Source organism: Halorientalis sp. IM1011 (genome assembly GCF_001989615.1).
GTDB lineage: Archaea > Halobacteriota > Halobacteria > Halobacteriales > Haloarculaceae > Halorientalis.
This window is the reverse complement of record NZ_CP019067.1, coordinates 1943829-1962171: the sequence shown is the minus strand read 5'-3', so window position 1 is coordinate 1962171 and position 18343 is coordinate 1943829. Positions and strand designations below refer to the sequence as shown.

General features: G+C 67.8%; 17 protein-coding genes. 11 read left to right on the top strand and 6 right to left on the bottom strand.

All coding sequences use genetic code 11. The features are described from left to right. Positions 1-13: 13 nt before the first annotated feature. Positions 14-208, top strand: a complete 195-nt coding sequence (locus BV210_RS09930) for a hypothetical protein (protein WP_077206517.1) — start codon at positions 14-16, stop codon at positions 206-208. Here BV210_RS09930 and BV210_RS09925 read toward each other — a convergent pair. Genes BV210_RS09925 through rnz form a run of 3 tightly spaced genes read right to left on the bottom strand, consistent with a single transcriptional unit; the run spans position 205 to position 3617 of the window. Further along, the gene (locus BV210_RS09925; protein WP_077206516.1) at positions 205-2181 is read right to left on the bottom strand and encodes a DUF460 domain-containing protein; all 1977 of its coding nucleotides are present in this window, start codon (positions 2179-2181) and stop codon (positions 205-207) included. The two genes, BV210_RS09930 and BV210_RS09925, sit on opposite strands and share 4 nt — an antisense overlap. A gap of 46 nt (positions 2182-2227) precedes the next feature. After that, positions 2228-2644: an HIT family protein gene (locus tag BV210_RS09920; protein ID WP_077206515.1), complete on the bottom strand. Its 417-nt coding sequence runs from the start codon at positions 2642-2644 to the stop codon at positions 2228-2230. A gap of 31 nt (positions 2645-2675) precedes the next feature. Further along, positions 2676-3617 (bottom strand): ribonuclease Z, encoded by a 942-nt coding sequence (gene rnz, locus BV210_RS09915; RefSeq protein WP_077206514.1) that lies wholly within the window; start codon positions 3615-3617, stop codon positions 2676-2678. Positions 3618-3883: 266 nt separating this feature from the next. Between rnz and BV210_RS09910 the strand changes: the two genes are divergently transcribed. The 3 genes from BV210_RS09910 (at position 3884) to BV210_RS09900 (ending at position 8828) form a co-directional block, all read left to right on the top strand. Further along, positions 3884-6268 carry a CARDB domain-containing protein gene (locus tag BV210_RS09910; protein ID WP_077206513.1) on the top strand — a complete coding sequence of 795 codons (2385 nt, stop codon included), beginning with the start codon at positions 3884-3886 and terminating at the stop codon, positions 6266-6268. 273 nt (positions 6269-6541) lie between these two features. Further along, complete coding sequence (locus BV210_RS20460; RefSeq protein ID WP_216640618.1) at positions 6542-7735, top strand: hypothetical protein; 1194 nt, start codon at positions 6542-6544, stop codon at positions 7733-7735. Between the two features lie 82 nt (positions 7736-7817). Then, positions 7818-8828 (top strand): AAA family ATPase, encoded by a 1011-nt coding sequence (locus BV210_RS09900; RefSeq protein ID WP_077206511.1) that lies wholly within the window; start codon positions 7818-7820, stop codon positions 8826-8828. 55 nt (positions 8829-8883) lie between these two features. Here the strand turns inward: BV210_RS09900 and BV210_RS09895 are convergent, their stop codons facing one another. Further along, positions 8884-9891, bottom strand: a complete 1008-nt coding sequence (locus BV210_RS09895) for a THUMP domain-containing protein (RefSeq protein WP_077206510.1) — start codon at positions 9889-9891, stop codon at positions 8884-8886. 163 nt (positions 9892-10054) lie between these two features. Here BV210_RS09895 and BV210_RS09890 point away from each other — a divergent pair, with 163 nt between their 5' ends. Together BV210_RS09890 and BV210_RS09885 are read left to right on the top strand one after the other, a co-directional pair. Continuing rightward, a complete protein-coding gene (locus BV210_RS09890) occupies positions 10055-10618 on the top strand; it encodes a TATA-box-binding protein (RefSeq protein ID WP_077206509.1) in 564 nt (187 codons plus the stop codon). A 36-nt stretch (positions 10619-10654) separates the two neighbouring features. Then, the gene (locus BV210_RS09885; RefSeq protein WP_077206508.1) at positions 10655-11044 is read left to right on the top strand and encodes a hypothetical protein; all 390 of its coding nucleotides are present in this window, start codon (positions 10655-10657) and stop codon (positions 11042-11044) included. Here BV210_RS09885 and hisG read toward each other — a convergent pair whose 3' ends face one another. Then, on the bottom strand, positions 11045-11893 hold the full coding sequence (gene hisG, locus BV210_RS09880) for an ATP phosphoribosyltransferase (protein ID WP_077206507.1): 849 nt from the start codon (positions 11891-11893) through the stop codon (positions 11045-11047). A gap of 129 nt (positions 11894-12022) precedes the next feature. Between hisG and BV210_RS09875 the strand changes: the two genes are divergently transcribed. From BV210_RS09875 to BV210_RS09855, 5 genes are all read left to right on the top strand, one after another. Beyond that, positions 12023-13606, top strand: coding sequence for a methyl-accepting chemotaxis protein (locus BV210_RS09875; RefSeq protein ID WP_077206506.1), 1584 nt, complete (start codon positions 12023-12025; stop codon positions 13604-13606). 48 nt (positions 13607-13654) lie between these two features. After that, positions 13655-14959 carry an amidohydrolase gene (locus tag BV210_RS09870; RefSeq protein WP_077206505.1) on the top strand — a complete coding sequence of 435 codons (1305 nt, stop codon included), beginning with the start codon at positions 13655-13657 and terminating at the stop codon, positions 14957-14959. Between the two features lie 132 nt (positions 14960-15091). Further along, positions 15092-15739 carry a hypothetical protein gene (locus BV210_RS09865; RefSeq protein WP_077206504.1) on the top strand — a complete coding sequence of 216 codons (648 nt, stop codon included), beginning with the start codon at positions 15092-15094 and terminating at the stop codon, positions 15737-15739. 90 nt (positions 15740-15829) lie between these two features. Beyond that, positions 15830-17107: an adenosylhomocysteinase gene (locus BV210_RS09860; protein ID WP_077206503.1), complete on the top strand. Its 1278-nt coding sequence runs from the start codon at positions 15830-15832 to the stop codon at positions 17105-17107. Between the two features lie 42 nt (positions 17108-17149). After that, positions 17150-17938: a methyltransferase domain-containing protein gene (locus BV210_RS09855; protein ID WP_077206502.1), complete on the top strand. Its 789-nt coding sequence runs from the start codon at positions 17150-17152 to the stop codon at positions 17936-17938. Here the strand turns inward: BV210_RS09855 and BV210_RS09850 are convergent. Next, positions 17930-18286, bottom strand: coding sequence for a DUF5658 family protein (locus BV210_RS09850; RefSeq protein WP_077206501.1), 357 nt, complete (start codon positions 18284-18286; stop codon positions 17930-17932). The genes BV210_RS09855 and BV210_RS09850 overlap by 9 nt on opposite strands. Positions 18287-18343 lie beyond the last annotated feature (57 nt).

Below are 18343 nucleotides of genomic sequence, written 5' to 3'. Positions count from 1 at the left end.
GGGAGAGACGGGTATGCTGGACAAGATCGGGACGGCAGGTGTTCTGGGGCTGGTGCTCCTGCTCGGCGGGATCGGTGTCGTCGCGCTGGAGAGCGTCTACGTGGCAGCTGGGCTCTGCTTCGTGATCGCGGGTCTGCTGCTCGTCGCCTACGGGTTCGTGACGACGATTCTGGGTGCGCTCGGAATGGGGGTCGGTGACATGACCTAGCTCTCCGGGCGGTCGGCCCGGTGTTCGCTGATCAGTCTGTCGACCATCCGCTCGTTGTTCTGTTTCTCGCGTTCGTCGGCACGGTCCTCCCAGTCCTCGATGACGGTTTCGACCTCGCTCTCGCGAGCGACCGCGAGTTCGTCGACCTCCTGGATCCCCACGTCGTCGGCGGGACCGACTGGGATCTCGTGTTCGAAGAGCAGGTCGTCGGCGGCCTCAGAGAGCGACCCGCCCGACCGCAGGACCACCCGGGGGTTCACGTCGGCGAGGCGCTGGGCCGTCGACCGCCCCGCGCCGCTGCCGTCCCGCAGGTAGATCACGTCGCCCTCGGCGAGCCCGTAGGCCTCGTCGGCGTGTTCGATGGCATCCCGCGTGAACTCCTCGATCACCTTCACCGGGACGAGGTCGGCCTGTTTCTCCGAGACGTCCGCGAAGTCCGAGTGGTCGAGTTTCCACAGCGCCTTCAGCCGGTCGAGTTTGCTCTCCAGTTTCTCGACCCGCTCGCGTTCCTCGTCGAGTTCGCGCTCTAACCGCTCGTTCTCCCGCTCCAGCCGGGTGATCTCGCGGCGCTCGCGGGCCTCCCGGCGCTCCTCGCGACGGGCCTCCGAGAGCTCCTGCTCGTACTCCTCGATCCGGTCGTCCTTGCGCGCGATGGTCTCTTTCAGGTCCTCGTTGTGGTCTTCCAGCCTGTCGACCCGCGCTTCGAGGCGCTTGATCTTCTTCTCCTCGGCGGTGAGTTCCCGGACCGTGTGTTCGGTCGTCTCCTCCTCGTCGTCTGGATCGCGTTCCAGATCCGAGAGCACCGCCTCGACTGACTCCTCGCCGGCGACGACGCGGGCCAGCACCTCACCCAGGTCGTGCTGTGGCGGGACCTTCTCGGCGACGCGCTCGAACTGGTCCTCGTGAGCGTCGAAGGCCGACAGCGCCGCCGCCAGCGCGTCGCGCTGGTGGTCGTCGTCGTATCCTTCCTCTCGGGTGCGGTGTTTCTTCTCGTCGACCGGCAGGTCGCTGGTGGGGATCCACGCGGCGGCCTCGAAGCTCCGCCGGATCTTCTCGACGGTCTCGGGCATCGGCTCCACGTCCGCAGCGACGACGATCGGCCGCCCGCGCTCGATGATCCACTCGATCACCGCCGCCGTGTCCGCAGTACGCGTACTGAACACGTCCAGAACCTCGCCGTGGACGTCGACGACGGCGGCGGCGGTCGTCGTCCCCGGGTCGATGCCGACGATGACGTGATCGCGGCGCTTGGCCAGCGGCCGGAACTCGATGCCGTCGCGGCGCTCGCGCTCGATCTCGACCCGCACGTCACCCGAGCGGTGTGCGGATACGGGAACGTCGGCGGGTCGGCCCTCCACCTCGAAGATCGCGTTCGAGAAGCCGCCGTATTTCTCGGTCACGTCACGTTCGTAGTCGAGGCCGGCGTCGTCGAGTTCCGACTCGACCTCACGGGCGCGTTTCTTGACCGCGCCGTGGATCCGGCGGGTGTAGCGATCCTCCGACCAGCCGCCTTTGCCGGTCGAGCGCCCGCGAGCGACCTTCACCTGCGTGGTGTTCGTGAAGGCGGAGACTTCCTGGCCGACGTTCTGGGCCGCCAGCCGCGCCGCCGCCTCGGCCTCTTTCATCGGGTCCTTGCCGTAGGGGACGTTGTGGCGGCCGGCGACCCGGGAGAGCGGTTCCGGCCGCTCCGCGCCGGTCACCTGAACGAGTTTCGTCTCGTCGGGCAACTCGCCGAGGAAGTGGATCAGGGCGTCCTTGTCCGCGGCGAGTTCGTACATGTTGTCCGTGGCGACGATGGCGGGCTCTTCGTCCTCGATCAGCCGGCGGAGCTTCCGCCGGGAGACGACGTCGCGGTCGACGGAGTCGCCGTCGAAGGCAACGAGGGCGTACGAGGGTGCGTCACCCCTCACGTCTCCGCTCTGGACGTCGACCCCGAAGACGACTGCATCGAGCGCGCTCGTGCGGGCGTTCACGACTATCACGGACTAGGGACCTGCGGGCCATAAACTTCGTGCCGGGTCACAGTTCCGACGCCACCGCGTCGGCGAGGTCGTCCAGTCGCTCGCGTTCGGGGTCGGATCGCTCGAACCCGAGCACCACGTCGTCGTCTCCCGTCCGGGGAATCACGTGCAAGTGGACGTGAAAGACCTCCTGACCCGCGACCGCGCCGTCGGCCAGAAAGAGGTTGATGCCCTCGGTCGGCACGTCCGAGGCTCGCAACGCCGCGGCGATCTCCTGGCCCACCCGAAACAGTCGCCCGCCGGTGTCGGGGTCCAGCCCGTCCAGTCCCGCCGAGTGAGCTTTCGGGATCACCAGCGCGTGGCCCTCGGTGACGGGCGCGATGTCCATGAACGCGAGCGTGTCGTCGGTCTCGTGGACGACGCTGGCCGGCGCGTCGCCCCCGACGATGGCACAGAACGGGCAGTCGTCGGTCATACCGGCATCTGGACGGCCGACGGGAAAAAGTTCAGTCCCGGTCGTCCGCGTCGGCGTCAGGGAACGGCACGTCGAGTTCGTCCCCGTCGTCGGGGAGGAAGGCCTCGCCATCGAACACCTCGCGGGCCTCGTCTTCCAGTCGCCCGGACTGGCCGGCGTAGCGGGTCGAGACGTGGGTGAGCGCCAGCCGTTTCGCGCCCGCCCGGTTGCCGATCTCGGCGGCCTGCTTCGCCGTGGCGTGCCCGGTCTGACCCGCACGCTCGCGGCGGTCCTCCGCGAAGGTCGCGTCGTGAATCAGCAGGTCCGCGTCCGCGGCCGCTTCGACGACGCTCTCGGCGGGCCGGGTGTCACCGGTGTAGACCACACGTCGGCCGGGTCGTGGCGGCCCGACGACCTGGTCGGGCTGGACGACGGTGCCGTCGTCGAGTTCGACCGGCTCGCCGTTGTGGAGTTTGCTGTACTTCGGACCGGGGTCGATGCCGAGGTCGTGCTGGGCTTTCTCGCGGTCGAACCGTCCCTTGCGGTCGTCTTCGACGATGGCGTAGCCGACGGATGTGGCCCGGTGGTCGGTCTCGAACGCCCGGACCTCGAAGCTCTCGCCGGAAAGCGCCACGTCGCCGGGTGAGACCTCGTCGACGCGGACGGGAAAGGAGGGTTCGTTGCCGGTCACCGTGATCAGCTCCCGGATCCGGCGGCGGGTGCCCGCGGGCGTGTGGATGGCGACGGGGTCCTCGCGGTCGTTGAAGTCCCAGGTCTGGATCAACCCGGGGAGACCGAGGACGTGGTCGCCGTGGAGGTGGGAGACGAAGACGTGGGAGACGGCAAAGCCGGTCGAAAAGCGCATCATCTGGCGCTGTGTCCCCTCGCCAGCGTCGAAGAGGTAGCGTTCCCCTTCCCGTCGGACCATCACCGCGCTCGGGTTGCGCATCGTCGTCGGGACGGCCCCGCTGGTCCCGAGAAAGGTCACGTGCATGTCCGACGGGAGGTCCGGCCACGGTAAACCCGCTTCGAAACGGCCCCATGCTGGCGGACTCCGGGCCTCTTCCGAACGTTTCACGGCCCGAAACGCCGGATTTCCCGCTCGAAAGACGGGCCTATTCGGTTCCACGGCGTCCGGGACGGAACAATCCCGTCTTAGACACGTTGGGGTCAGCGTACGTTCATAATTCTACGGTGAAACGTCTTGAAGTAACTGTCCAGTTTATCCTCCTAAATCCCTACTCGTTCCGTCGCAGGACGATGAATACACGACAGTACGCAGTCTTGATCGCCGGCATCGTCGCGCTCTCGGCAGGGGCAGCGGCAGTCCTCCCAGCGGGGGCGCTCGGCAGTCAGACACAGGACGCGGCCACCGTATCGTTCGCAGATCAGAGCGTAGACGACGACACCGTCACGGTCGAGTCGGCCGACCTCCCCGAGGGCGGGTTCGTGGTGATCCACGAATCCGACGACGGCGAGGCGGGTGACGTCGTCGGCGTCTCCGAGTACCTCGACTCGGGTGAATCGGAAGATATCGAGGTCGAACTCGACGACGATATCGAGGACGAGGAGGAGTTCGTCGCGATGGCACACCTCGACTCCGACGACGACGAGGCCTTCGACTTCGTCGAGACCGACGGGGAGGAGGACGGCCCGTACACGGCCGACGGTGAGGCCGTGGTCGACAGCGCCACCGTCACCGCCGAAGACGAGGAGGACGAAGGTGGCACACCCGAGGAGGCCGGCCCTCCGGAGGACGCCGGTCCGCCTGAGGATGCTGGCCCGCCCGAGGACGCCGGCCCACCTGACGAGGACGACGAGGACGAAGCCGACGAGGACGACGAAGACGAAACTGAGGAGGCAGACGAGGGCAACGAGACCGACGAGGCAGCGGTCGACGGCCTCGCGGTGACCGAACTCGACGCACCCGAGAACGCGACCGTCGGTGAGACCCTGAACGTCACCGCCACGGTCGAGAACCAGGGCGACTCGGAGACGACGGAGCGAGTCGAGTTCCGCGTCGACGGGCAACTGATCGCCAATCAGGAGGTGACCGTCGAGGCCGACGAGGAAGCGACCGTCAGCTTCGCGGTCGACAGCGGCCTCCAGAACCTCAGCGAGGGCGAGTTCCAGCACGGCGTGTTCACCGAGAACGACTGGCAACTGGGCACGATCGGCCTCGAACAGTCCTTCGAGCTGGTCGACCTGGAAGCCCCCGAGAACGCGACCGTCGGTGAGACCGTGACGGCCAACGCGACCGTCCGGAACCCCAACGACGCAGAGGCGACCCAGACCGTCGCGTTCCGCTTCGACGGTGCGGTCGCGGATAGCACCGAAGTCACGCTCGACGGCGGCGCGGAGGAGACCGTCTCGCTCGAGGTGAACGCAAGCGGCGTCGAACCCGGGAACTACACCCACGGCGTCTTCACGGTGACCGACGGTGACTTCGCCGAGATCGAGCTCGTGCCGGCACCGCCCGAGGCCTCGATCGCCTTCGAGAACCAGACCGTCGACAACGACACCGTCACGATCGAGTCGGTGTCCGTCGACGACGGCGGCTTCGTCGCGATCCACGACGCCTCGCTGCTCGACGGGGACGCGGTCGGGAGCGTGATCGGTGTCTCCGAGTACCTCGAACCCGGGGAGTACGAGGACGTCGAGGTCGACCTCTTCGACGTACCCGGGGCCGACCTCGAGAACGAGACGCTCGAGGAGAATCAGACGCTGATCGCGATGCCCCACCTCGACACGAACGACAACGAGACCTACGACTTCGTCGCCACTGAGGGCCAAGCGGACGGCCCCTACACCGACGAGGACGGGGACGCGACGCTCGACGACGCGGCCGTGACCGTCGAGCAACCGGATAGCGAAGCGGAACCTGAAACGCCAGCCACCGAAGAAGAGACCGAAGAGCCACCCACCGAGGAGGAAACTGAAGAACCCACTACCGAGGAGGCAGCTGAAGAGCCAGTTACCGAAGAACCGGTTACCGAAGACGAAACTGCAGAGGAAACCGAGGAGCCGGTCCCCGTTGCGCCGACTACCGAGGATACTGCAACCGAAGACGAAACTGCAGAGGAAACTGAGGAACCGGCCACCGAAGAACCCGTCACCGAGGAGTCGACTCCCGAACAGCCAGTTCCCGAAGACACCGAAACCGAGGACGGGACGGCTGAGCCGGGCACCGAGGAGAACGAAACTGCGGACGACGGGACCGAGACGCCGGAAGACGACGAGGAGCCGACCCCGACCGCGACCGTCGACCTGGCGGATCAGGCGACCAACGGGACGACCGTCACCGTCGATAGCGTCAACGTCTCCGAGGGCGGCTTCGTGGTCGTCCACAACGTGTCGCTGCTCGACGGAGACGCGGTCGGGAGCGTGATCGGCGTCTCCGAGTACCTCGAACCCGGGGAGTACGAGGACCTGGAGATCGTGCTCTTCGACGTGCCCGGCGTCGAGTACGAGCGCGATCAGCTAGCAGTCGGGCAGACGGTCTTCGCGATGCCGCACCTCGACACCGACGGCAACGAAGAGTACGACTTCGCCGCGACCAACGGCTCCGCCGACGGCCCCTACACCGACGCCGACGGCGATGCGGTCGTCGACGACGGCAACCTCGTGATCGAGAGCGACGAGTGACGCCGTCGTGACCGTCTCGACCGCCGACCACCGCCGTCGGTCCCGGACAGGGTGACCCGGTGTCCGGGTCCCACTGGCGGTCCCGTGCCTTTTATCGGTCGGACCGGGCGTTGCCGCCAGCGGAGGGGCGGCCCCACAGTTTCGTCGGTCACCTGCTGGAGAAACGCTGTCTTACCGTGCGAGTAAGACCGGGTTCCAGTTGCTGGCGGTCGTCGACCCACCTGCAACGGTTGGCGCGATTTAATCACGTCTCCGTTGACCGGGCCGTCGAACATGAGACAGCCAACGGAGCGCACAGTGGCGACAGCCGTCGCGGTCGTCGTCGTGCTGGGTCTCGGCGTGGCCGGCGCGATGGCGGTCAACGCCGGCACCGGCGGCCCGACGGCCCAGAACACACAGCTCGCACAGCAGGATACGCCGGACGACGCGTCCGTCACCTTCGACAACCAGGAGACCGATGGCAGCACAGTCACGGTCGACCAGGTGCGCCTCCCCGACGGTGGCTACGTGGTGATCCACGACGGGAGCCTGCTCGACGGGGAGGCCGTCGGGAGCACGATCGGCGCCTCCGAGTACCTCGAACCCGGCACGCACGAGAACGTGACGGTGGACCTGTACGACGTCGCAGGTGCGGAGTTCGACGACGACGAACTGGAAGCGGACTCGCTGTTGATCGCGATGGCCCACGAGGACTCGAACGACAACGAGACGTTCGACTTCGTGACCAGCGACGGCGAGGACGACCCGCCCTACACCACCGACGCCGGGTGGCCGATCATGGACGGCGCACTCGTCACCGTCGACGATTCTGACGACGAAGCCGATGGGGACGGTGACGATGGTGACGACGGGGACGACAGGGACGTGCTGGACATCGTCATCCAGCCACCCGACGACGATGACGACGAGGACGACGACGAGGACGACGACGACGGCACCCCGACGACGGACACTACCACGACCACTACGACTACCACGACTGACAACAACACGACGACAACGGACAACAACACCACGACGGTCCCTAACAACGAGACGACGACACTACCGATCGAGGACGGCACCGATACGCCGGAGACTCTTGAGCCAGATACGCCCGAAACGGACACGCCGGAACCAGGCACGCCTGAACCCGACACGCCCGAGGAAGACGACGAGACGCCCGATATCGACATCGGAACGCCGGATGACGGACAGGACGACGACGGCGAGGACCAGGACGGTGCTGACGAGGACGGCCAGGAGGCCAACGATGACGAAAACGGCGCGGACGGAGACGACGAGAACGGGGCCGACGAAGCGAACGGCGACGAAGAAGACGATGCGGACGAGGAAGATGGCGGAGACGCGGAAGACGACGGGAACGATGACGACGGCGGTGATGCGGAAGATGGCGGTGACGGGGACGACGGTGGAGACGGTGAGAACGGCGACGGAGGAGACGGAGAGAACGGCGGCGAGTCCTGAGCGGTCGGTTCGATCACGACGGGCGGTCGCGGTCGGTCCGCGACCGACCGATTCTTACCGTCGGTTCCCGTAGCCGCCGTCAATGGACGCCCCCCTGTGGACCGAGGGACACGCGCCGGAGATCGACGATCTCCCACAGTCCGGGGTCCGCGAGTCGCTGTGGCGGGCGGTGGACGAACCCCTCAACCTCGTCGTCCACGGCCCGAAAGGGAGCGGCAAGACCGCCGCCGTGCGGGCGCTGGCCCGCGAGACACACGCCGACCCCGACAACGACTTCGTCGTCATCAACGTCGACGACTTCTTCGGGATGACGAAAAAGGAGTTGAGCGAGGACCCCCGATTCTCCTCGTTCATCACCTCGAAGCGCCGCCGCGAATCCTCGAAGGCCGACCTCATCAACCACGTCCTCAAGGAGTCGGCCAGCTACGAACCGGTCTCGGGCGAGTACAAGACGATCCTGCTGGACAACGCCGAGTCGATCCGTGAGGACTTCCAGCAGGCCCTGCGCCGCGTGATGGAGAAGTACTACGAGACCACCCAGTTCGTCATCGCGACCCGCCAGCCCTCGGCGCTGATCCCGCCGATCCGCTCGCGGTGTTTCCCCGTCCCGGTGCGCGCGCCGACCCACGACGAGACCGTCTCGGTCCTCCGGTCGGTCGTCGAAGCGGAGGACGCCGACTACGACGACGACGGCCTGGAGTACGTCGCCGGCTACGCCGACGGCGACCTCCGGAAGGCCCTGCTCGGTGCCCAGACCACCGCCGAGACCGAAGGCGAGATCACAATGGAGACCGCCTATCAGGCGCTGGGCGAGGTCGGCACCGACGACCGGATCGAGGAGATGCTCGACGACGCCGAGGCCGGCGAGTTCACCGACGCCCGGAAGACGCTCGACGACCTGCTCGTCGAGGAGGGCTACAGCGGCGAGGAAGTCGTGGATGACCTGCTCCGGGTCGCACGCTCCCGGTACGAGGCCGACCGGCTGGCGCGGCTCCACCGACTGGCCGGCGAGATCGATCTGGACCTGAAAGAAGGGACCAACGAGCGACTCCACGTCTCCCACATGCTGTCGAAACTCGCCGGGGAAGCCTGATAGCGGGGACTCGTGACTGTTCGGTGGCAGCGTTCTGGGATAGCCGGTGTGCAGTTCAGGAGTCGCCGCGTTCGAGGACGAGAACGTGCCGGGTCAGCGAGCGGTGAACGCGGCGCTCGAACCGCTCAGTAATGTTCCAGCCGGCGTCACGGGCGGCGTCGGCCCACGATCTGTCGGCGACGACGACGGCGCGGGGCGCGACCCGGCGGGCCTCGTCGAGCGCACCCACCACGAGGTCGGCCAGCGGCTGGTTCGCGATCTTGGACTGACGGCCGTAGGGTGCGTCGAAGACGACGCCGTCGACCGCGTCCTCGGGGAGCGGGAGCGCCGTCGCGTCCCCCCGGAGCGTGTGCCAGTCACCCGGGTCCGGGAGTCCGGGGAGCGACCGGTCGGGAGCGAGGAAGTGGTCGAGGTTCTCGGCCGCGCCGCGGACCATCTTCGACTGGGCGTCGACGCCGAGCACGTCGGCCCCCACCAGTCCGGCCTCGATCAGCCCTCCACCGGTGCCACACATCGGATCGAGGATCGTCGCGTCCGGGCCAGCGCCGGCCACGTTCGCCAGGGCACGGGCCAACAGGGGATCCATGCTCCCGGGCTGGAAGAACGGACGGTCGGTCGGCCGGCGGTCGCCGAAGTCCCGGACGCTCTCGTGGGCGAGCCAGCCGAGGGCGCACACGTCCTCGGTGAACACCGCCCGGAGTTCGTGATCCGGGTCGTCGAGGTCGACTTCGAAACCACGATCCACGAGGACCCCGCCGAGTTCCCGCTCTGCCTCCTGGGTGTCGATATCGGACAGTCCGCGCACGTCGCGGGCACGGACCGCGACCGTCCCGGAACGCTCGATCGAGGCCGCCTCCAGCAACGCACGGGCGCTCTCGACGGTGGGATCGGTCCGGCCGACGAAATCGCTGGCGCGATGGGTGTAAGCGAGTCCGCGGACGCGCCGGTCGACGCCGCGGGCGGTCGCCAGGCCCGGGGCCAGCCGGGTCACGTCCGTCGCGACGGCGGCCGCCTCACGGGCGGCGAAGGCGTCGTCCTCGCCGGCCAGTTCCAGCAGGTACACGCCCGCAGATGGCGTCCTGTGGCCTATACACCTTCCGGTCGGGCGCGCTCACACCGGGTGACCCGCCCACCGCGACGCGCCCGCGGACACTGGTAATCCGAGAGACCTATCAGTCACAGGTACCAAGCTTTATAAACCTTAAATACGTGTTTTAAGTCGAGACATGGTTGACCCCAAGGAAACAATCAATATCGAGAACGTCGTCGCCTCGACGGGCATCGGGCAGGAGCTGGACCTCCAGAGCGTCGCGATGGACCTCGAGGGCGCGGATTACGACCCCGAGCAGTTCCCCGGCCTCGTCTACCGGACCCAGGAGCCCAAGTCGGCGGCGCTCATCTTCCGGTCGGGCAAGATCGTCTGTACGGGTGCGAAGAGTACGGACGACGTCCACGAGAGCCTGCGGATCGTCTTCGACAAGCTTCGCGATCTGAACATCCAGGTCGACGACGATCCCGAAATCGTGGTCCAGAACATCGTCACCTCCGCCGATCTCGGCCGGAACCTCAACCTCAACGCCATCGCCATCGGCCTCGGTCTGGAGAACATCGAGTACGAGCCCGAGCAGTTCCCCGGCCTCGTCTACCGGCTGGACGACCCCGACGTGGTCGCCCTGCTGTTCGGGTCGGGCAAGCTCGTCATCACGGGCGGGAAACAGCCCGAGGACGCCGAGGAAGCCGTCGACCGGATCGTCTCCCGGCTCGAGGAACTCGGCCTGCTAGACGGATAGCACAGGCTACATACCCACGCCACATCTAGTGCGGGTATGCTTCCGCTACAGGTCGACGCGACGGGTGGTGGGCCGCTGGCGATCGTCGTCACCTTCCTGCTCGTCGCCGCCTTCTACGCCGTCACGCTCCACCTGGCGGCGACCTTCTTCATCGGCGACGTGCAGAGCCAGCGCGCCGCCTACGTCGCTCCCGCACCCGCACTCGCCTCTCTGTTGCTCCAGCAGTGGGGACTCCGGGGGTTCGGCCCGCTCTCACCGAGTCTCGCGGCCGGCGTCTCCATCCTCGCGATTCTGGCCGCCGACGCCATCGCCATCAGCTACGTCTACCGACTCAAGTGGTCCTCTGCGATCCCGCTCACCCTGCTTCACTTCGGGTTCGCCGCCATCCTCGGCGTGGCCCTGAACAACATCTTCGGCCTGCTCTAACTACTCCACCAGCCGCTCGATCTCGGTCACCAGCACGTCCGTGGCCCCCTCGGCCTTGAGGTCGGTGATCGTCTCGAACACGGACTGCTCGTCGACGACCGCGTGGACCGCGACCAGCTCCTCGCCCGCGATGTCCATCACCGTCGGGCCCCCCATCCCGGGAATCACGTCCTTCACCGCGTCGAGGTTCTCCTCGGGAACGTTCATCATCAGATAACGCTTGTCCTCGGCGGTCTTGACCGAGGACAGCGCCGTCCGCACCTGCTCGACTTTCGGATCGTCGACCACGTCTTCGCGGGCGAACAGCCGGACCGAACTCTCCAGCACGTCGTCGATCACTTCCAGCCGGTTCATCCGGAGGGTCGTGCCCGTACTCGTGATGTCGACGATGGCGTCGGCGATGTCGACGTGAGGGGTGAGTTCGGTCGCGCCCGACACCTCCGCGATGTCGGCGTCGACCCCCTGCTCGTCGAGGTAGGCGCGGGTGACGTTGGGGAACTCCGTGGCGACGGTACCACCCTCCAGATCGGTCACCGACTCGACGGATCCCTCTTCGGGAGCCGCAAGCACGAGGCGACAGGCCCCGAACTCCAGATCGAGCAGGTCGACCAGCTCGTCCGTCTCGGACTCTCTGACCTGATCCAGACCTGTGATTCCCACGTCGGCAGCGCCGTCGCTGACGTACTCGGGGATATCGGCGGCCCGGGCGTAGAGGATGGTGACCTCGGGGTCGACGGTGTCGGCGTAGAGTTTCCGGTCGGCCCCGTCGACGACGTGGAGGCCGGCCCGTTCGAGCAGATCGACCGACGGATCGTGCAGACGCCCCTTGTTGGGCACGGCGATGCGCATACCGACACTTCCGGACCCGCGGGCAATTGCTTTTCGCACGCCGACTCGACCGCTCGGGGCCCACAGATCGTTATCAGCCGCGATACTGTTGGAGAAACAGACTTATATCGAGATTGGGCACGAGAACGTATGGCAAACGCACTGGACAGGCTCTTTCTCTCGCTTCCCGATTCGGTTCGGGGGCGTCTGTGGGGGAAGTTCGCGTTCGCGCTCGGGACGGTGGCCGTGCTCTCGGTGGTGTTGACGGCGGCGCTGGTCGTGCTGTTCGACGCGCCGTGGGTACCCATGCTGTTGCAGTGGGCGATCTTGATCGGGTTGTCTTCGGGGACGAGCTACTACGTCGGCGCGGACTTCATCGGCCAGATGCAACGCGTCGAGCGCAAGGCCAAGGCCATCGGTCAGGGGGAGTTCGACACCCGTGTGACGACCCGCCGAGAGGACGAGGTGGGGGAGGTGTTCGACGCGCTGGCGACGATGCGTGACAAGCTCCAAGAGCGCATCGAGGCGGCCGAGCAGGCCGAGGAAGCCGCCCGGCGCGAGCGGGAGAAAGCCCAAGAGCTGAGCGCGGCGACCGAGGAGCTGAACGACCACCTCGAACGGACGGCGAGCGAGTTCGGCGAGACCATGGCGGCCTGTGCCGACGGCGACCTGACCCGGCGGCTCGACGCCGACGGCGAGAGTGAGGCGCTGGCCCGGATCGCCGCGGAGTTCAACGAGATGATGGACGAGATCGAGGCGACGATCCTCGATCTCCGGGCGTTCACCGACGACGTGGCGGCCGCGAGCGACGAGGCCACCGCGGGAACCGCCGCGGCCCGGGAGGCCGGGTCGGAGGTCAGGGGACACATCACCGACATCGCCGACGGCGCGAGCGAACAGGACCGGATGCTCCAGTCGGCGACCGACGAGATGAACCAGCTCTCGGCCACGGTCGAGGAGATCGCCGCCACCGCCGACGAGGTGGCCGAGGTGTCCGATCGCGCCGCCGAGGCGGGTGACGGGGCCCGCGAGGCAGCCGAGGCGGCCGTCGGCGAGATGGACCGCATCAGCACACAGACCACGGAGACCGTGGGCGAAGTCGAACAGCTCGACGACGAGATGGACGAGATCGACGAGGTGGTCGGCATCATCGAGGACATCGCCGAGCAGACCTCCGTGCTGGCGCTGAACGCCTCCATCGAGGCCGCGCGGGCGGGCGAGGCTGGCTCGGGCTTCGCCGTCGTCGCCGACGAGGTCAAGGAACTCGCCGAGGAGACCCAGGCGGCCACCACCAGAATCGCCGACCGCGTCGACCGGATCCAGCGGCGGACGGAATCGGCCGTCGACGGCATGCACGAGACCAGCGAGCGGGTGGAGGACGGCATGGCGACAATCGCCGAGGAACTGGAGTCCCTCGAGCGGGTGGCGGAGCTGGTCGCCGAGGCCAATCAGGGCGTCCAGGAGATCGACGCGACCACCGACGAGCAGGCCGCCCGCACGCAGGAGATCGTCGCGACCGTCGAGGAGGTCGCCGACATCAGCCACCGGACCCGCGAGGAGGGGGAAGCCGCAGCGGAGGCCGTCGACCGCCAGCAGGAGACGCTTTCCGACGCGACCGACACGGTGGAGGGCGTCGCCGACCGGACCGACGAGTTGCGCGACGTGGCCGACTACTTCGCGGTCGACGCCGACACGGATCGGGCGACGCTGGCGGCGGACGGGCGCGGCGATTGACCGGCCCGAGACCCCGTCTTTATGCCGTCCGGCCGCGGACGCCCGGACATGACGACACTTCGAATTCGGAACGGGCAGGTCCTCCGCCCCGACCACACGGTCGAGCGGGCGGACGTGCTCGTCGACAGCGACGCCGGCGAGATTCTGGCGGTCGAGCCCGAGGGCGAGCGGACCGACAGCGCCGACGACACGCTCGACGCCGACGGCGGCCTCGTGATTCCGGGACTGGTCAACGCCCACTGCCACGTCGCGATGACGCTGTTGCGGGGCTACGCCGACGACAAACCGCTCGACGCGTGGCTCCAGGAAGACATCTGGCCGGTCGAGGCCGAACTCACCGCCGAGGACGTTCGTGCGGGGGCCCGACTCGGTATTCTGGAGATGATCCGCTCGGGCACCACCGCCTTCGCCGACATGTACTTCTTCATGCCCGAGGTCGTCGCCGCCGTCGAGGAGTCGGGGCTGCGAGCAAAGCTAGGCTACGGCTCGATCACCGTCCAGAAGGACGACGAGGCCGCTCGTCAGGAGATGGCGGACGGCCTCGACTTCGCCGAGGGGTACGAGGGCGCGGCCGACGGCCGGGTCTCGACGGCGTTCATGCCCCACAGCCTCACCACCGTCGGCGAGGACTACCTCCGGGAGTACGTGCCCGAGGCCCGCGAGGCCGGGATCCCGATCCACTTCCACGCCAACGAGACCGCGGGCGAGGTCGATCCCATCGTCGACGAGCGGGGCGAACGCCCCATCGAATACGCCGACGACGCAGGGATGCTCGCCGACTCGTCGTTCCTGGCCCACGGCGTCCACACCGACCGGACCGAACACGAGTTGCTGGCCGACCGCGGCACCGCCGTGATCCACTGCCCGGCCTCGAACATGAAACTCGCGAGCGGGATGGCTCCGGTTCAGGCGATGCGGGATCTGGGCGTGACCGTCGGTCTCGGGACCGACGGCGCGGCCTCGAACAACGACCTCTCCCTGTTCGACGAGATGCGCGACGCCGCCATGCTGGGGAAACTCGCGGCCGACGACGCGAGCGCGGTCGCCGCCGACGCGGTCGTCGAGATGGCCACGCAGGGCGGGGCCGAAGCGCTGGGGATGGCCTCGGGCCGGATCGAAGCGGGCGCGAACGCCGACCTCGCCGTGCTGGACCTCGAGCGGCCCCACCTGACGCCGGCCCACGACCTCGTGAGTCACCTCGCCTACGCCGCCAGCGGGTCGGACGTGCGCCACACGGTCTGTGACGGGCAGGTCCTCATGCGGGACCGCGACGTGCAGACGCTGGACGAGCGCGCGGTGCTCGCTGACGCCCGCGAGCGAGCGACGGCCCTGATCGACCGCGCGGAATCGTAGTTCGGTGAGAGAATTAAACTCCGAGATTCGTTTTTGAACGTTCTAACGATTTCTGAGGGCGTATTGGATCGCAGTGAATTACCTGAACGGCAGTCCGGGTTTATGCAGTACTCTATCCAGGATACAGGTGAGATGCAATCGAGAAGCAAACTGTTCGCACTCGTGTCCGTAGTACTGCTCGTCGGGGCGGCGCTGGGGCCGGCCGTGGTCGCCGGCGCACCCGCCGTGGCGGCTAACGACTCGACGGAGGACGAGTTGGATGGCAACGAGACCGACCTGAACGAGACGGACGGCAACGAAACGGAGCTCGACGGTAACGAGAGCGAGACCAACGAGACGGACGGTAACGAGACAGAGTCCGTGTTCGGCCAGCTCGTCTCCGCGTTCGTCGAGGAGACGCAGACCGAGAGGAACAGCACGAACACCACGAACAGCACGAACACCAGCGACAGGCCCCTCGGGCTGTTGATCGCGGCGTTCGTGACCCAGAACAACCCCGGGAACGCCCCCGACCACGCCGGCCCGCCCGCACACGCAGGCCCCGGCGGTGACGACAACGAGACCGAACGCGGCCCGCCCGAAGACCGTGGCCCCAGCGCGGACCAGCGCGGCCCGCCTGCGGACCGCGGTCCCGACCGTAACGACGAGAACGAGACAGAAGTCGACACCCAGAGCAATGACGGGAACGACGGCGGTCCGTCCGCGAGCGGCGGTGGCAACGGTAACGCCGGCGGCAACGGCGGCGGTGGCGGTCCGCCCGCACACGCCGGCGGCCGGTAAGCCCACGGAGTAGCCTATTTTTCGTCGACCGCTGTTCGGACAGCGCCCCGCTTCGGCAGCGTTTTGAGGGTGCTGTCCGACTCTCGGACAATGACTGCACCGATCAGCGAGCGGCTCGACGACCTCGAGACCGCACGCGCGGAAGGCCGCCGGAAGATGGACTGGGCGCGCGAACACATGCCGATCCTCGCCTCCCTCCGCGAGGACTTCGAGGACAGCCAGCCCTTCGCGGGCGAGGTCATCGGGATGGCGATGCACGTCGAGGCCAAGACGGCCGTGCTGGCCGAACTGCTCGCCGAGGGCGGTGCCGAAGTCGCCATCACCGGCTGTAACCCGCTCAGCACTCACGACGACGTGTCCGCGGCGCTGGATTCCCACGAGAACGTCACCTCCTACGCCGAGCGCGGCGTCGACGACGACGCCTACTACGCCGCCATGGAGGCCGTCATCGCCCACGAGCCGACCATCACCGTCGACGACGGGATGGATCTCATCGCCGCCATCCACGAGGACCATCCCCACCTCATCGACACCATCGTCGGCGGCTGTGAGGAGACCACCACCGGCGTCCACCGCCTGCGCGCGATGGACGACGACGGCGCGCTCGAATATCCGGTGTTCGCCGTCAACGACACGCCCATGAAGCGGCTGTTCGACAACGTCCACGGCACCGGCGAGTCCGCGCTGGCCAGCATCGCCATGACGACGAACCTCTCCTACGCCGGCAAGACCGTCGTCGTCGGCGGCTACGGCGACTGCGGCCGCGGCGTCGCCAAGAAGGCCGCCGGCCAGAACGCCCGCGTGATCGTCACCGAGGTCGACGCCCGCCGCGCGCTGGAAGCCCACATGGAGGGTTACGAGGTCATGCCCATGGCCGAGGCCGCGAAGGAAGGCGACGTGTTCGTCACGACGACGGGCAACCGCGACGTGATCACCCGCGAGGACTTCGAGAACATGCAGGACGGCGTGTTGCTCGCCAACGCCGGCCACTTCGACGTGGAGATCGACCTCGTCGCGCTGGAGGAGATGGCCGAGGAGGTCACCGAACCCCGCGAGGGCATCGAGGCCTACGTCATGCCCGACGGGCGCGAACTGAACGTGCTGGCGGAGGGTCGGCTGGTGAACCTCGCGACACCCGTGGCGCTCGGCCACCCCGTCGAGGTCATGGACCAGAGCTTCGGCGTGCAGGCGGTCTGTGTGCGCGAACTCGTCGAGTCCGGCGACGAGTACGAGGCAGGTGTCCACGACGTGCCCGACGATCTGGATCGGGAGGTCGCCGAGATCAAGCTCGACGCCGAAGGTGTGGCCTTCGACGACCTGAGCGAGGCCCAGGCGGAGTACATGGGCTCGTGGCAGCACGGGACGTAGACGGCCGGTCGGTTTTTCCTGTCGCGCTGTGAACCACGGCGCATGGCCGAGGACGACGGTGCCCGGAACCGCTGGAACCCGGACGACTACGACGACGACCACGGCTACGTCGCCGCGTACGGCGAGAGCGTAGTCGACCTGCTCGACCCGAAACCGGGGGAGCGCGTCCTCGATCTCGGCTGCGGGACGGGCCACCTGACCGCCGAAATCGCGGAGGCCGTCGGCCCGTCCGGCGAGGTCGTCGGCATCGACCGATCGGCGGAGATGGTCCGGGAGGCCCGCGAGAACTACCCCGATCTGTCTTTTCAGCGCGCCGACGCCCGGTCGTTTCACGCCCGTGAGCCGTTCGACGCCGTCTTCTCGAACGCCGCGCTCCACTGGATCTCCGAGATGGACCAGAACCGGGTGCTCGCGGGCGTGGCCGACGCGCTCGACCCGGGCGGCCGGTTCGTCGCAGAGATGGGCGGGACGGGCAACGTCCACCGGATCGTCACCGCGACCCTCGCAGAACTCGACGAGCGCGGCCACGACGCGACCCACCCGTGGTACTTCCCGAGCGTCGGCGAGTACGCCCCGCGGCTGGAAACCCACGGCTTCGAGGTCCGCCACGTGCGGCTGTTCGACCGCCCGACCGAACTGGACGGCGGTGCCGAGGGACTCGCCGACTGGCTCTCGATGTTCGGGGACAGCCTCTTCGCGGAGGTGTCCGACGACGAGCGCGAGGCCGTCGTCGCGGCGGTCGAAGACCGACTCCGACCCGACCTGTTCGACGGCGAGACGTGGACGGCCGACTACCGACGGCTACGCTTTCTCGCAGTTCGATCAGAGTGAGAGCAGCGTGAGCGCGTTGAGCGCGACGGTGAGCACCGAGAGCGTGGCGAAGCCGGTCAGGACCAGCTCTGCCGGCCGATCCGGGAGGGCGTGCCAGGTGATCACGAGGACGACCAGGGCGACGAACTTCAGCAGGCCGATCCCGACCTCGCCGTAGGTCGCCAGAAACGCGCGGGCGATCTGGTTCCCCTCCTCGAACCCGGCCGCGAGGCCGACCAGCGTCGTCACCACGTCGAAGGCCGCCGCGACGATGACGACCGTCCACAGCACGGCGTGGGACTCGGGCAGAGTCCGCTCGAACCGTGCGAGCGCCTCCCGACCGTCGTTCCCCGACGAGTCCGATCCCATCCTACCGACGGAGAGCCGGGGCGACCACATAACGGTCGGCGCGATGTCGGCGACCGA

Excerpts from the sequence above, each read along its gene's own strand:
- BV210_RS09900 (WP_077206511.1), top strand. The coding sequence starts at position 7,818 with ATGGACGCCCCCCTGTGGACCGAGGGACACGCGCCGGAGATCGACGAT.
- BV210_RS09870 (WP_077206505.1), top strand. The coding sequence starts at position 13,655 with ATGACGACACTTCGAATTCGGAACGGGCAGGTCCTCCGCCCCGACCAC.
- BV210_RS09930 (WP_077206517.1), top strand. The coding sequence starts at position 14 with ATGCTGGACAAGATCGGGACGGCAGGTGTTCTGGGGCTGGTGCTCCTG.
- BV210_RS09875 (WP_077206506.1), top strand. The coding sequence starts at position 12,023 with ATGGCAAACGCACTGGACAGGCTCTTTCTCTCGCTTCCCGATTCGGTT.
- BV210_RS09855 (WP_077206502.1), top strand. The coding sequence starts at position 17,150 with ATGGCCGAGGACGACGGTGCCCGGAACCGCTGGAACCCGGACGACTAC.
- BV210_RS09885 (WP_077206508.1), top strand. The coding sequence starts at position 10,655 with ATGCTTCCGCTACAGGTCGACGCGACGGGTGGTGGGCCGCTGGCGATC.
- BV210_RS09890 (WP_077206509.1), top strand. The coding sequence starts at position 10,055 with ATGGTTGACCCCAAGGAAACAATCAATATCGAGAACGTCGTCGCCTCG.
- BV210_RS09860 (WP_077206503.1), top strand. The coding sequence starts at position 15,830 with ATGACTGCACCGATCAGCGAGCGGCTCGACGACCTCGAGACCGCACGC.
- BV210_RS09850 (WP_077206501.1), bottom strand. The coding sequence starts at position 18,286 with ATGGGATCGGACTCGTCGGGGAACGACGGTCGGGAGGCGCTCGCACGG.
- BV210_RS09865 (WP_077206504.1), top strand. The coding sequence starts at position 15,092 with ATGCAATCGAGAAGCAAACTGTTCGCACTCGTGTCCGTAGTACTGCTC.
- hisG (WP_077206507.1), bottom strand. The coding sequence starts at position 11,893 with ATGCGCATCGCCGTGCCCAACAAGGGGCGTCTGCACGATCCGTCGGTC.
- BV210_RS09920 (WP_077206515.1), bottom strand. The coding sequence starts at position 2,644 with ATGACCGACGACTGCCCGTTCTGTGCCATCGTCGGGGGCGACGCGCCG.
- BV210_RS09910 (WP_077206513.1), top strand. The coding sequence starts at position 3,884 with ATGAATACACGACAGTACGCAGTCTTGATCGCCGGCATCGTCGCGCTC.
- BV210_RS20460 (WP_216640618.1), top strand. The coding sequence starts at position 6,542 with ATGAGACAGCCAACGGAGCGCACAGTGGCGACAGCCGTCGCGGTCGTC.
- rnz (WP_077206514.1), bottom strand. The coding sequence starts at position 3,617 with ATGCACGTGACCTTTCTCGGGACCAGCGGGGCCGTCCCGACGACGATG.